At 62.9% G+C, this 13,069-nt stretch carries 9 protein-coding genes and 1 tRNA gene; 7 read left to right on the plus strand and 3 right to left on the minus strand.

The window, feature by feature from the left end; genetic code table 11:
- Nucleotides 1-6: 6 nt before the first annotated feature.
- The gene (locus ASG39_RS18385) at nucleotides 7-1,065 is read right to left on the minus strand and encodes a metallophosphoesterase (protein WP_162242453.1); all 1,059 of its coding nucleotides are present in this window, start codon (nucleotides 1,063-1,065) and stop codon (nucleotides 7-9) included.
- A gap of 242 nt (nucleotides 1,066-1,307) precedes the next feature.
- Here ASG39_RS18385 and ASG39_RS18390 point away from each other — a divergent pair, with 242 nt between their 5' ends.
- The 6 genes from ASG39_RS18390 to ASG39_RS18415 all read left to right on the plus strand — a co-directional run bounded on the left by ASG39_RS18390 (nucleotide 1,308) and on the right by ASG39_RS18415 (nucleotide 9,401).
- Nucleotides 1,308-1,553: a DUF2188 domain-containing protein gene (locus tag ASG39_RS18390; protein WP_062596442.1), complete on the plus strand. Its 246-nt coding sequence runs from the start codon at nucleotides 1,308-1,310 to the stop codon at nucleotides 1,551-1,553.
- A 212-nt stretch (nucleotides 1,554-1,765) separates the two neighbouring features.
- A tRNA-Leu gene (locus ASG39_RS18395) sits at nucleotides 1,766-1,850 on the plus strand.
- A 109-nt stretch (nucleotides 1,851-1,959) separates the two neighbouring features.
- Entirely contained in the window at nucleotides 1,960-2,457 is a 498-nt protein-coding gene (gene gpt, locus ASG39_RS18400; RefSeq protein WP_062596443.1) for a xanthine phosphoribosyltransferase, read from the plus strand.
- Between the two features lie 622 nt (nucleotides 2,458-3,079).
- Nucleotides 3,080-6,904, plus strand: coding sequence for a vitamin B12-dependent ribonucleotide reductase (locus ASG39_RS18405; RefSeq protein WP_062596444.1), 3,825 nt, complete (start codon nucleotides 3,080-3,082; stop codon nucleotides 6,902-6,904).
- 155 nt (nucleotides 6,905-7,059) lie between these two features.
- Complete coding sequence (locus tag ASG39_RS18410) at nucleotides 7,060-7,383, plus strand: hypothetical protein (protein WP_062596710.1); 324 nt, start codon at nucleotides 7,060-7,062, stop codon at nucleotides 7,381-7,383.
- 197 nt (nucleotides 7,384-7,580) lie between these two features.
- Nucleotides 7,581-9,401 (plus strand): methyl-accepting chemotaxis protein, encoded by a 1,821-nt coding sequence (locus tag ASG39_RS18415; protein WP_062596711.1) that lies wholly within the window; start codon nucleotides 7,581-7,583, stop codon nucleotides 9,399-9,401.
- A 31-nt stretch (nucleotides 9,402-9,432) separates the two neighbouring features.
- On the opposite strand, the gene ASG39_RS18420 is transcribed toward ASG39_RS18415, so the two are convergent.
- Nucleotides 9,433-10,296 (minus strand): DMT family transporter, encoded by an 864-nt coding sequence (locus tag ASG39_RS18420; RefSeq protein ID WP_062596445.1) that lies wholly within the window; start codon nucleotides 10,294-10,296, stop codon nucleotides 9,433-9,435.
- A gap of 141 nt (nucleotides 10,297-10,437) precedes the next feature.
- Between ASG39_RS18420 and ASG39_RS18425 the strand changes: the two genes are divergently transcribed.
- Nucleotides 10,438-11,829, plus strand: coding sequence for a PLP-dependent aminotransferase family protein (locus ASG39_RS18425; RefSeq protein ID WP_062596446.1), 1,392 nt, complete (start codon nucleotides 10,438-10,440; stop codon nucleotides 11,827-11,829).
- Between the two features lie 27 nt (nucleotides 11,830-11,856).
- Here ASG39_RS18425 and ASG39_RS18430 read toward each other — a convergent pair whose 3' ends face one another.
- Nucleotides 11,857-12,951, minus strand: a complete 1,095-nt coding sequence (locus tag ASG39_RS18430; RefSeq protein WP_062596712.1) for a hypothetical protein — start codon at nucleotides 12,949-12,951, stop codon at nucleotides 11,857-11,859.
- Nucleotides 12,952-13,069: the final 118 nt, after the last annotated feature.

Raw genomic sequence — 13,069 nt, forward strand, 5'->3', positions numbered from 1 at the left:
CACCCGTTACCTGCCGGCAAGGCTTTTCGAGAAGCCGGTGGTAAAGGTCACGCCCCCCTCTTCGCCGACGGCCTCCCCGAGAGCGACCTCCATGCGCGTCTCCGTCACCCGGACGACCGCAAAGCCACCCTTGAAGGCAGCCTTCGGCTTGAAGACGTCGATACCGCCGACCTTGTAGGCCATCGGCGTATCGTGCTCGTGGCCATGGAAGATGCCGATGACGTTGTAGCCCTTCAGAATATCGAGAAGTGCCGCCCGCTCGGCGTCGCTCCACCAATGCGGCTCGCCGGTTCCCTGATCGTCGAAGGTCTCGTGGCCGGCATCCCAGCGCTCGATCGAGAACGCGTCCCAGCCATAATGCTGAAACAGAACGACGGGACGCCCGTCGGCCGCGGAGGTCGCAAGGTCTTTCTTCAGCCAGTCGAGCCCGCTGACGGCACCCTTCCGGTCATCGCCGCCGAAGCGCTGAAGCTGCACGAGGTGAAGCCGTCCCCAGTTCCAGGCGTAATTGTCCGAATCGACATCGTAATTGTCGGCGGGAAGCGATGGCGTGAAAAAGACGCTCGGACGGTGATTGACCTCGACATAGTCGCGGAGTTCCCGTCGGTACCAGTCGGGATGGCTCGGTGGACCATCCTGGTCGAGATCGTGATTGCCGAGGCCGACATAGACCGGCATGTGCACGTGCTGGGGGTCCGTTCCCTGGGCATAGCGCTGACTGAACTGGCGCAGTTGCCACCCCTCGCCTGGCATGGCCACCTGCCCGCCGCCATCATCGGTGATATCGCCGCCCAGGACGAGACCGGCGGGCGGACCGACCATCCGGCCGGCGCTTGTCAGCCCGCTCGGTGCGCCGGCGATCATGTTTGGCCAGAGCTGGGCCGGAAGGCCGTTCAGGGCACGGATGTGCCGCAGAAGCGCCGCATCCGTCTTGCCTTCCGCCTGGCAATCCGGCGAGAGGCCTTCCGCCATGCGGCAGGCATGGACGTCCGTGGCAAAGACGAAGGTCACATCCGTCTCCGCCTGCTGCGCCTGTACGGGAGGCACGACGAGAAACATCACCATCGACGCGATCTTCGCTGCGTCGATCGGGCGGAGATTCCTGCCGGGCTGCTCCATCATCATCTCCCATCGAACCTTCGAGAATTCGGTTCATCTCCGTGCTAGCATGATCGTTGCGGGCCGCAAGAGCCAGCGCCCCGCCATCCGGCCGGCGCGAGCGGTCTGCCGCCTCCGGAACGAACGCCGCCTGTCGTCCGTTACCCCGCAGGCGGAGACCGCCACAACGGACAGAGAGGGAGACAAGCATGGTCAAGGTCGTTTACGAGATCGTCGAGCACGATGGCGGGTGGGCCTATAAGGTCGGCGACGTCTTCTCGGAGAGTTTTCCGACCCCTGAGCACGCCTTGCACGCGGCCAAGGCCGCAGCGGCCGAGCAGCAGGTTGGCGGATCGGATGAAGAAATCAGCTTCCAGGACGCCTCCGGCCAGTGGCACGAAGAACATGCCAGCGGCGGCGATCGCCCGGAAGCCGTTGTCGAAGATAAGGGCTGAACGTCGAAAATTTATGGTGCCTCTCTCCCGTTAAGGAGAGAGGCTTAAGGTTTAGGTGATGAAACCGCCGATGTGCGGATCGGCACAGTCTCTATCTCGCGTAAGGCACGGCTTTGCAACGTGAAGCTGTTGTTAAGCTTTACGGGAAGGGTTAACCGGTCGCCGTTGCGGCTTGACGAAATCCTCTTGGTATCGGAAAGACTGTAGCCACTGCGGACGTGGCGAAACTGGTAGACGCAAGAGACTTAAAATCTCTCGAGGAGACTCGTACGGGTTCGACCCCCGTCGTCCGCACCAGACACGACACGCACCCCTTGTCTTGCCCGGCTTGAAAATGGTCGGGCTTTGTCGCAAAACCGCTCCTCCGTCAGACACGACATCTGCAAAGATATGCTTGGAGCCCGCCATGTCCCTTCCCGAAAAAGCCTTTCCCGTCTCCTGGGATCAGTTTCACCGCGATGCGCGTGCGCTTGCCTGGCGTCTGGCGGATCAGGGCATGGAGTGGAAAGCGATCGTCTGCATCACCCGCGGCGGTCTTGTTCCCGCTGCGATCATCTCGCGGGAATTGAACATCCGCATGATCGAGACGGTCTGCGTTGCGTCCTATCACGATTATGACTCGCAGGGGCAGATGCAGGTGATCAAGTCCATTTCTGAGGAGATCCGCGCGGACGGCGGCGAGCGCGTCCTCATCGTCGACGACCTGACCGACACCGGCAAGACCGCTGCCATCGTGCGGGCCATGCTGCCGAAAGCGCATTTTGCAGCGGTCTATGCAAAGCCGAAAGGGCGTCCGCAGGTCGATACCTTCGTGACCGAAGTCAGCCAGGATACGTGGATCTACTTTCCCTGGGACATGGGTTTCTCCTATCAGGAGCCGATCGCCAAGGGATCGCGCGGATAGGCTTTGCGACCGGGACGGGTGGCAACAGGGCGTTACCCGTCCGACTCTGCCCGCGGGCAGACTGCACCGTCATGTCCGACACATCCGACATGACAGAAGATTGCATGCGATCCCGGATCTCCCCAAGTTTTTGTCCACAAGTTTTAACGGAACGAACAGCCGTTTCGATAAGTGCGAACTGCAAGTGACTGATTTCTTTACGTCCCGAATTTTCTTCGGGTTTCCACAAGATATAGTCGCCAGTGGAGGATGAGACGCAAGTCCTTGACGACGGCATCGGACTCGCGGTTAATCATTTTCGAAGCTGGCATGACGCCAGACGACGGCCCCGGCGGCGGCTTGCCCCGTCCTGCGCTATCATTCCAAATCTGCTGGAGATCCTGCCTTGCGGCGGGAACGCGTGTTGAAAATGACGCATCGAAAAAATATCACGCTCGCAGCATCAATGATCAAATTGATCAAAATCCCTACATCTTGTAGGTAGACGATAAAAGAACACTATATAAAGGACACCATGACGGGTGTCCGCAGAAACGGATCACCGGCTGGCGATGTCGCTTCCCGGAGGGATATTTGCGTGCCTGAGAAGCGCATGCCTCGGACAGAATAAGGATTGGGACAGATGCAGATCGAACGTCGCTTTACCAAGGCCGGCCAATCGGCCTACGCAGACATCGCGTTCCGCAAGGCGGTGAGCGAAATCAAGAACCCGGATGGCTCTATCGTCTTCCGGCTTGCCGATATCGATGTGCCTGCCCAGTTCAGCCAGGTGGCAGCCGACATTCTGGCCCAAAAATATTTCCGCAAGGCCGGCGTGCCCGCGCGCCTGAAAAAGGTCGAGGAAAACGCCGTCCCGTCATGGCTGTGGCGCTCCGTTGCCGACGAGGCCGCGTTGAAGGACGTTCCGAAGGACGAGCATTACGGTTCCGAAACCGATGCGCGCCAGGTCTTCGATCGCCTTGCCGGCACCTGGACCTATTGGGGCTGGAAGGGCAACTACTTCGCTTCCGAAGACGATGCCCTCGCCTTCCGCGACGAGCTCGCCTACATGCTGGCGACGCAGCGCGTGGCGCCGAACTCGCCGCAATGGTTCAACACCGGCCTGCATTGGGCCTATGGCATCGACGGTCCCGGTCAGGGCCATTTCTATGTCGATCCCTTCACCGGCAAGCTGGTCAAGTCGAAGTCGTCCTACGAACACCCGCAGCCGCATGCCTGCTTCATCCAGTCGGTCGGTGACGATCTCGTCAACGAAGGCGGGATCATGGACCTCTGGGTGCGCGAAGCGCGCCTCTTCAAGTATGGTTCCGGCACGGGCTCGAACTTCTCCTACCTGCGCGGCGAAGGCGAAAAACTCTCGGGCGGCGGCAAGTCCTCCGGCCTGATGAGCTTCCTGAAGATCGGCGACCGCGCCGCCGGCGCGATCAAGTCGGGCGGCACGACGCGCCGCGCCGCCAAGATGGTGGTCGTCGATATCGACCATCCCGATATCGAGGACTACATCAACTGGAAGGTGAAGGAAGAGCAGAAAGTCGCCGCCCTCGTCACCGGCTCGAAGATCGTCGCCCAGCACCTCAAGGCCATCATGAAGGCCTGCGTGAACTGCGACGGTCCGGATGGCGCCTGCTACGACCCGAACGAGAACCCGGCCCTGAAGCGCGAGATCAAGGCTGCCAAGAAGGACCAGGTTTCGGAAAACTACATTCAGCGCGTCATCCAGTTCGCCCGCCAGGGCTACAAGGATATCGACTTCAAGACCTATGACACGGATTGGGATTCGGAAGCCTATCTCACGGTCTCCGGCCAGAATTCCAACAACTCCGTCTCGCTGCGCGACGACTTCCTGCGTGCCGTCGAGGCCGACGGCGACTGGAACCTGACCGCCCGCAAGGACGGCCGCGTCATGAAGACGCTGAAGGCGCGCGATCTGTGGGAAAGCATCTCCTACGCCGCCTGGGCATCGGCCGATCCGGGCCTGCACTTCAACACGACCATGAACGACTGGCACACCTGCCCGGCCGCCGGCTCCATCCGCGCGTCCAACCCGTGCTCGGAATACATGTTCCTCGACGACACCGCCTGCAACCTGGCGTCGCTGAACCTTCTGCAGTTCAAGGACCAGACCACCAAGAACATCGACATCGCCGATTACGAACATGCCGTCCGGCTCTGGACGATCGTGCTCGAAATCTCGGTGATGATGGCGCAGTTCCCGTCGAAGGAAATCGCCGAGCGCTCCTACGAATACCGCACGCTCGGGCTCGGCTATGCCAATATCGGCGGCCTGCTGATGTCATCCGGCATTCCCTATGACAGCAAGGAAGGCCGTGCGATCGCCGGTGCCCTGACAGCCGTCATGACGGGCGTTTCCTATGCGACCTCGGCCGAAATCGCCGCCAAGCTTGGCCCCTTCCCCGGCTTCAAGCCGAACCGCGACAACATGCTGCGCGTCATTCGCAACCATGCCCGCGCTGCCCGCGGCGAAGCGAACGGCTATGAAGGCCTGTCGGTTGCCCCCGTGCCGCTGGTCCATGCCGAATGCCCGGACCAGACGCTGGTCACGCATGCCGTCGCCGCCTGGGAAAAGGCCCTGTCGCTCGGCGAACAGCATGGCTATCGCAATGCCCAGGTGTCCGTCATCGCGCCGACAGGCACGATCGGTCTCGTCATGGATTGCGACACCACCGGCATCGAGCCCGATTTCGCGCTCGTGAAGTTCAAGAAGCTCGCCGGCGGCGGCTACTTCAAGATCATCAACCGCGCCGTTCCCGAAGCCCTGCGCACGCTCGGCTATTCGGAAAGCCAGATCGCCGAGATCGAGGCCTATGCCGTCGGTCACGGCAACATCAACCAGGCGCCCGCCGTCAACCCGGGCTCGCTGCGGGCCAAGGGCTTCACCGACGACAAGATCGAGGCCATCAACGGCGCCACCAAGGCTGCCTTCGACATCAAGTTCGTCTTCAACCAGTGGACGCTCGGCGTCGACTTCCTGAAGGACACGCTGAAAGTCAGCGACGAGCAGCTCGCCGACATGAGCTTCAACCTGCTGGAGCATATCGGATTCTCCCGCAAGGAAATCGAAGCGGCCAACGTGCATGTCTGCGGTGCGATGACGCTGGAAGGCGCCCCCTTCCTGAAGGTCGAACACCTGCCGGTGTTCGATTGCGCCAATCCCTGCGGCAAGATCGGCAAGCGCTATCTCTCGGTCGATAGCCATATCCGCATGATGGCAGCCGCTCAGCCGTTCATCTCCGGCGCAATCTCCAAGACGATCAACATGCCGAACGAGGCGACCGTTGAGGACTGCAAGAACGCCTATATGCTCTCCTGGAAGCTCGCGCTGAAGGCAAACGCCCTCTACCGCGACGGCTCCAAGCTCTCGCAGCCGCTGAACGCCTCGCTGATCGAGGACGAAGAGGACGAGGATGCTCTGGAGACGCTGATCCAGCAGCCGGCAGCCGCACAAGCGGTTTCGGTCACGGAGAAGATCATCGAGCGTGTGATCGAGCGGATCACCCGCGAGCGCGAAAAGCTGCCGAACCGCCGCCAGGGCTATACCCAGAAGGCGATCGTCGGCGGACACAAGGTCTATCTGCGCACCGGCGAGTTCGGTGACGGCCGGATCGGCGAGATCTTCATCGACATGCACAAGGAAGGCGCCGCCTTCCGCGCGATGATGAACAATTTCGCCATCGCCATCTCGCTCGGCCTGCAGTACGGCGTGCCGCTCGAGGAATATGTCGAGGCCTTTACCTTCACGAAGTTCGAACCCGCCGGCATGGTGCAGGGCAACGACGCGATCAAGAACGCCACGTCGATCCTCGACTATGTGTTCCGTGAACTCGCCGTCTCCTATCTCGGCCGCCACGACCTGGCCCATGTCGATACGTCGGACTTCGGCAATACGGCACTCGGCAAGGGCATTCAGGAAGGCAAGACCAACCTGCTTTCGACAGGCTGGACCCGCGGCCACAAGCCGACCCTCGTCTCCGGCACGACGACCGGCTCCGGCATCGATCGCGCGTCCGGCGAGCCGAAGGGATCGGCGACGTCGGCCCCTGCCCGCAGCACTTCACAGAGCGGCATCGTCACCCCGTTTGCAGGCTCCGCCGCCCGCAAGCTGGAACCGGCAACGTCGATCTCGATCTCCGAAGTCGTCGCTTTCAAGCGCGACTACGAGGAACGGGCCGTCGAAGTCATCGAAGAGGTCACCACCGAAATCGCGGAACCGCCCCGCGACGTCACGGCCCTCTTCTCCGACAAGGCGGCAGCCGAAGCCGCTGCCGCGAAATCCGACGCCAAGAAGCTGGAAGCCGAACGCCGCATGCGCTCGATCGCCCAGGGCTACACGGGCAACATGTGCTCGGAGTGCCAGAACTTCACGATGGTCCGGAACGGCACCTGCGAAAAGTGCGACACCTGCGGCGCCACCAGCGGTTGCAGCTGATCGGAAGGGGAATGACCTGAACAGGCATTCCCGCCAAACCCTACAAACAACAGGCCCGTCGATATCATCGGCGGGCTTTTCGTTGTGTCCGCTTCGTTCTGTCGCTTGGGAACCGGTCATTCACCAAGGACGTTGCAGTTAAAATGGAGCGGATCATGACCGAGACCTATCCTCGTACGCCGGACGGTCGGTACTTTGTCGTTCGGGGGCGTCTGTGGCGGACGAGTGATCCGGGTCTGCCGGAAGACGAGCGTGTGCGTTTGGTTTCCGAACTGATGTCGGCCCGGCGCGCCGTTCGCGACGCGCGGGGAAATCCTGATCGTATGGCGCTCGCGCGGGCGCAAGTCGATGCGGCCAAGATCGCGCTTGGGGAACGCGGGCCAGCCTGGTGGACGGATGGGGCTCCCGACCACAATCGTCGCCTTGCCAGGAATACGCCCTATGCGGCGTGGCACGCTGCTCTTATGGCGGAAGCCTGATCAGCGACGCCGTTGCAACCGGGACTATCCCACCTTGTCCCGATCCCACCATCTCTGCTTTGCAGGAAACGCCCTACCCTAAAATTGGGATGGAATCGGCGTCAAATTTACGAGTTCTTAGCCGACGCAGCGCATGGATGCTGATGAGCATGGTAAGCGTCGGATCACGTACGCGCATGCGCGACCTGGAGGGTCTCATGCCAAGTTTGACGATTTCGCGCCTGCTCGCCGTTTTCGGTGTGGTCGTCACCGGCGGCCTTGTCGCATCCATCGGTCTCCAAACCATGGCCTTGCAGACGCTGAAAGTCGGTGGCCCGGTCTATGCCGAGATCGCCAACGGAAAGGATGTCATCGCCGATATCCTGCCGCCGCCGCTCTATACGCTGGAGGCCTATATGCTGGCGAACGAGACGATGGCGCATCCGGACCGTGCGAATGCCAATCTCGAGAAGATGCGGACGCTCCGGCGCGACTTCGACGGGCGCAAGGCCTTCTGGGCTTCAGCCGATCTCAACCCGGCGCTTTCTGCGGGGCTGGCCGACCAGGTCCTCGCGAGCGGCGAGGCCTTCTGGGCCGTTGCGACGGCCTTCGAGGAGGCAAAGGCCAAGGGCGAAGCCGCCGACCTGCAGCCCGTCATGGACGCTTTCTATCGGCACGATGCGAAGGTTCGGGATTTCGCGTCTCTGGCAAGCGCAACGCTTGACGCGTCGGTCGCGGATGCGGACTTTACCGGCACGGAATATACGATGATCGGTGCGTTCAGCAGCGGTGCGTCCGTCCTCCTGTTTCTGGCAGGGCTCTGGTTCGTCCGCCGTCGGGCGATCAAGCCGCTTGTCGAGATCGGCAAGGCGATGAACGTCCTGTCGGCGGGCAATTATGCAGCGGAGGTTCCGTTCGCCACGCGTACGGATGAGATCGGCGCGATGTCCCGCGCCCTCACCGTGTTTCAGGCCGGTGCGCGGGAACGCCAGCAGATGCGCGAGATGGCGGAACGCGACCGCTCCTTGTCCGACGCCCAGCGTGTCGAGCAGCAGCGCAACCGCGAGCGCGAAGCCGACGAACTGCGCATGGTCGTGGAAACGCTCGGCGCCGGGCTCGGGCGCCTCGCGGAATGCAATATCCGCAAGCCGCTCGAGCATCCCTTTGCCGAACGGTTCGAGCCGCTACGGCTCGATTTCAACCAGTCGCTGGCGACCTTCCAGCTGACCCTGGAGCAGGTTCTCGGCAAGACGTCCGACCTCTCGGGCAATGCGAGCGAGATGTACCAGGCCGCAGACGAACTCTCCAAGCGCACCGAGCAGCAGGCCGCGGCCCTCGAGCAGACATCGGCCGCCCTCGAAGAGGTGACCGCCACCGTCAAATCCTCAGCCGACCGTGCCGCGGAAACGCGCAGCCTCGTCGGTGCGGCCAACCGCAGTGCGACATCGTCCGGCCAGGTGGTGCGCGACGCGGTCGAGGCCATGCGGCGGATCGATACATCGTCGCAGCAGATCGGCCAGATCATTCACGTGATCGACGAGATCGCCTTCCAGACGAACCTGCTTGCGCTCAATGCCGGGGTCGAGGCGGCCCGTGCAGGAGAGGCCGGGCGGGGCTTTGCCGTCGTGGCGCAGGAGGTTCGCGAACTCGCCCAGCGCTCCGCTGCCGCGGCCAAGGATATCAACGCGCTGATACGCACATCTTCGGGCGACGTCTCGGATGGCGTCCGTCTCGTGGATCAGGCCGGCCGCACGCTCGCGGAAATCGCGCAGTACGTGATCGATATCGACGCCAAGGTGGAGGCGATCACGACGGCGTCGAAGGAGCAATCCGTCGGGCTTCTGGAGATCAGCACGGCCGTCAATGCGATCGACCAGATGACGCAGAAGAACGCGGCAATGGTGGAGGAAACCACGGCTATCAGCAGCAGCCTCGCCTCCGACGCCACCGCGCTGTCGGCCATCGTCAATCGCTTCCAGCTCAATCCCGGCCGATCCGATGCGACGTCCGTACCGATCGCACGGCACCGGGCCGCATAGGCCCGACCAATGTGGCCCCGCGTCGTCGTCGTCAGCGCCCGAAGCGGCGGGCGCCGACGACGCAGAGGATGACGCAGACGGTGATGCCGAGCATGCCCGTCGTGACCGGCTCGTGCAGGACCGTTGCCGCGAGCGCCAGCGCGAAGAAGGGCTGGAGCAATTGCAGCTGTCCGACGGCTGCGATGCCGCCTTGCGAGAGGCCGCGATACCAGAAGATGAAGCCGATGAGCATGCTGAAGAGCGAGACATAGGCCAGGCCGAAAAGTGCGGGCGGCTCGATGCCGGCAAAGCTGGCTGGCATGGTGAAAAGGGCGATGCCGAGCATCGGCGGCAGCGAGAGCACCAGGGCCCAGGAAATCACCTGCCATCCGCCGAGGGTTCGCGACAGCTTCCCGCCTTCGGCATAACCGAGACCGCAGACGACGATCGCCAGCAGCATCAGCAGGTCGCCCAAGGGTGATGCGCGGAGGCCCTGCGCGAGAGCGTAACTGGCCACAAGCGCGCTTCCGAGCAGAGAGAAGATCCAGAAAGCCGGCTTCGGCCGCTCGCCGCCGCGGACGACGCCGAAGATGGCCGTCGCCAGCGGCAGGAGCCCGATGAAGACGATCGAATGGGCCGAGGTGACGTGCTGAAGCGCGAACGCCGTCAGCAGCGGAAAGCCGACGACGACACCGAGTGCGACGATCGACAGGGAGACCGTCTCACGCGGGGTGGGCCATTTCTGGCGCAGCAGCAACAAAAGGGCAAGCGCCAGCAGTCCAGCGATCGTCGCCCGCGCAACCGTGAGGAACACCGGGTCGAACTGCATCACCGCGATGCGCGTTGCGGGGAGCGATCCGCTGAAGATCACCACCCCGATCATTCCGTTCACCCACCCGGCCGTTGACCGATCCATTATGCACTCCTTCGACATGTGGCCGTTATTGACCCGCAGATGCCGGAGTGCCAGAAACGGTTACCGACAGTTCTCCCAAACTGTTATGGTTATTAACCGATACGGATCGAGATTGTGGCGCGCGCACCGAACGCAACGACAATGGTGATGGAGACGATCCGGCAGCGGATCGCGGGTCGCGCGCTGCTGCCGGGCGCAAAGCTGCCGTCGATCCGAAAGCTCGCTGCGACGCTCAAGGTCTCCACATCCACGGTGGTGGAAGCCTATGACCGGCTGGTCGGCGAGGGCACGATTCTCCCGCGCCCGGGGTCCGGTTTCTATGTGACGCATCAAGCGGGCGGGGCCGCCATTCCGTTCTCGGTCGCCGATGCCGGGCCGAAGCGCGACCGTGCGGTCGATCCCTTCTGGGTCTCCCGCCAGTCGCTGGAGGCGGATGCCGGCGACGCAAAGCCCGGATGCGGCTGGCTGCCACCGGACTGGCTGCCGGAAGAGAGCATAAGGCGGACACTGAGGACCCTGTCGCGTGCCCGGAACCCGATACTCGCCGAATATGGCTCGCCCCTCGGCCTCACGCCCCTTCGCCAGCTCATCGGCCGGCGCATGGCCGAGCGCGGTATCGAGGCCACTCCCGACCAGATTCTGCTGATGGAATCAGGAACGCAGGCGATCGACATCCTCTGCCGCCTGCTGCTGGAGCCTGGCGATACCGCGCTAGTGGACGATCCCTGCTATTTCAATTTCCACGCTTTGTTGCGCGCACACCGCGCCCGCATCGTCGGTGTCCCCTATACCCCGTCTGGCCCGGATACCGATGCGTTTGCAAAAGCGGTCGCCGATCACCGGCCGCGGCTCTACATCACCAATTCCGCGATCCACAATCCGACCGGCGCCGTGCTTTCGCCGGTCTCGGCGCATCGGGTTCTGAAGATCGCCGAAGCCAACGACGTCATCATCATCGAGGACGATATCTTCGCCGATCTCGAACACAGCCCTGCCCCGCGACTGGCGGCCTTCGACGGGCTCGACCGGGTGATCCACATCGGCAGCTTCTCGAAAACCCTCTCCGCCTCCGGCCGCTGCGGCTTCATCGCCGCAAGGGCGGAATGGATCGACAGCCTGACCGATCTGAAGATCGCCACGACCTTCGGCGGCGGCCGGCTGACCGCCGAACTCGTCTATGGCGTCCTCAGCGACGGCACCTATCGCAAGCATCTGGAAGCGCTGCGGCAAAGGCTGTCGAAGACGATGCAGACCGTCTCTACCCGGCTTCTAAACCTTGGCGTCACGCCCTGGCTCGATCCGCAGGCCGGCATGTTCCTCTGGTGCAGGCTGCCCGATGAGATCGATGCGACCGAGGTGGCCCGGACGGCGCTCCGCCAGGGGCTTGTGCTCGCCCCGGGCAACGCCTTCAGTCTCTCCCAGACGGCGACCGGCTTCATGCGCTTCAACGTCTCGCAGATGCAGGAGCCGCAGGTCTTCGACCTGCTGCGCGATGTCCTTGCCGCGCAACGCGGCCAGAAAGACGGTGCGTGAGGGATTGAGGGCGGCGCTCGTCCCGCGTTACTTCCAGCTCATGTAATCGCTGGCCGTGCAGCCGAACGGAGCACGCTGGTCGCCGAACCGCTTCTTCAGCTGGTCGCAACCCCATCGGTTCACCGGCCCCGGCATCATATTGTTGATGTCCATGCCCGGCGACTGGAACTGCGTGTCGGAGGCCAGCACATACCAGAACCAGAAGCCGATCAAGCCGACGACGATCAGAAGCGGCACGCCGAGGGCAATCTGCAGCCGGCGCCAGATCGACACCGTCTTGCGCGGGGCATCGACCAGCATGGGGCGATGCTCCGGCGCCTCGTCCGCCTGCCGGAATGGCAACAGCGCCTGCGCACGCTCCGCATCGGTGAGCTCGATCCGCATCAGGCGGTCATCGAGCAGGACCGGCAGCGCCGTCTTCCCATGCCGGACGGCGAGCGCGACGGCCTTGCCACCCTTTTCGCCGACGATCAACGGCTCTTCGCCGTTCCGCATCTTCGTGTAGCCGGAGCGCTTGGTCCGGTCGTCGGCAATGGTGTCGTTGTAGGCGACGGAGAGGACATCGCGTTTGCGATCGAACGCCGTGACTTCGACGGGCACCGGCACCAGCATTGCGGGATGCCGGAGCTGGCGGCGCACACGCCAGATCCGGAGACCCAGGAAGATCATGCCGACACCGAGGCCGCCCAGAGCAAGGGTGAGCAGCGAGAGTGTTATGATCCTGTTCCAGAGCTTGTCGAGACCGAGGCTCATGGTCGCGAGTTCCGGACGGTCGCCGGAAATGACGAGGCCAGTCTCGTAATCGCCGACATGAAAATCGACGAACATGATCTCCACATCCGTCGCGTAGTCCCGGCCGCCATAGCTGTAGACCAGACGGGCTTCGCAGTCGGTGAAGAAGCCTTTGCGCGTGGTGCAGCGACCGTTCTGGACGTCACCATCCTCGATGAGGACGGGGTTCTGGCTGATGGTGAAATCCCGCACGACCCCCGGCCCTTCCCAGACGAGCAGGAAGATCGCCAGCGCCAGAATGATCGGCGTCGACCAGTAATAGGGCCGCGGCGTGGAAATGAGGTCGGGCGCCAGTTGCAGCGGCCGGCGGGGAAGCAGGAGCTCAGGCAAATCGAGGACCTTTCCGATGGACGCTTCCAGGCTCAACGTTCGGGCGCTCAGGGTACCCTACAAAGCACCACACGCGGAGGTTGGAAGCGATAGTGGTTCATTCAGATAGGCTTATGGC

It is taken from the genome of Rhizobium sp. Leaf371, assembly GCF_001424045.1.
Lineage (GTDB): Bacteria > Pseudomonadota > Alphaproteobacteria > Rhizobiales > Rhizobiaceae > Ferranicluibacter.

Excerpts from the sequence above, each read along its gene's own strand:
- ASG39_RS18385 (WP_162242453.1), bottom strand. The coding sequence starts at position 1,065 with ATGGTGATGTTTCTCGTCGTGCCTCCCGTACAGGCGCAGCAGGCGGAG.
- ASG39_RS18390 (WP_062596442.1), top strand. The coding sequence starts at position 1,308 with ATGGTCAAGGTCGTTTACGAGATCGTCGAGCACGATGGCGGGTGGGCC.
- gpt (WP_062596443.1), top strand. The coding sequence starts at position 1,960 with ATGTCCCTTCCCGAAAAAGCCTTTCCCGTCTCCTGGGATCAGTTTCAC.
- ASG39_RS18405 (WP_062596444.1), top strand. The coding sequence starts at position 3,080 with ATGCAGATCGAACGTCGCTTTACCAAGGCCGGCCAATCGGCCTACGCA.
- ASG39_RS18410 (WP_062596710.1), top strand. The coding sequence starts at position 7,060 with ATGACCGAGACCTATCCTCGTACGCCGGACGGTCGGTACTTTGTCGTT.
- ASG39_RS18415 (WP_062596711.1), top strand. The coding sequence starts at position 7,581 with ATGCCAAGTTTGACGATTTCGCGCCTGCTCGCCGTTTTCGGTGTGGTC.
- ASG39_RS18420 (WP_062596445.1), bottom strand. The coding sequence starts at position 10,296 with ATGGATCGGTCAACGGCCGGGTGGGTGAACGGAATGATCGGGGTGGTG.
- ASG39_RS18425 (WP_062596446.1), top strand. The coding sequence starts at position 10,438 with ATGGTGATGGAGACGATCCGGCAGCGGATCGCGGGTCGCGCGCTGCTG.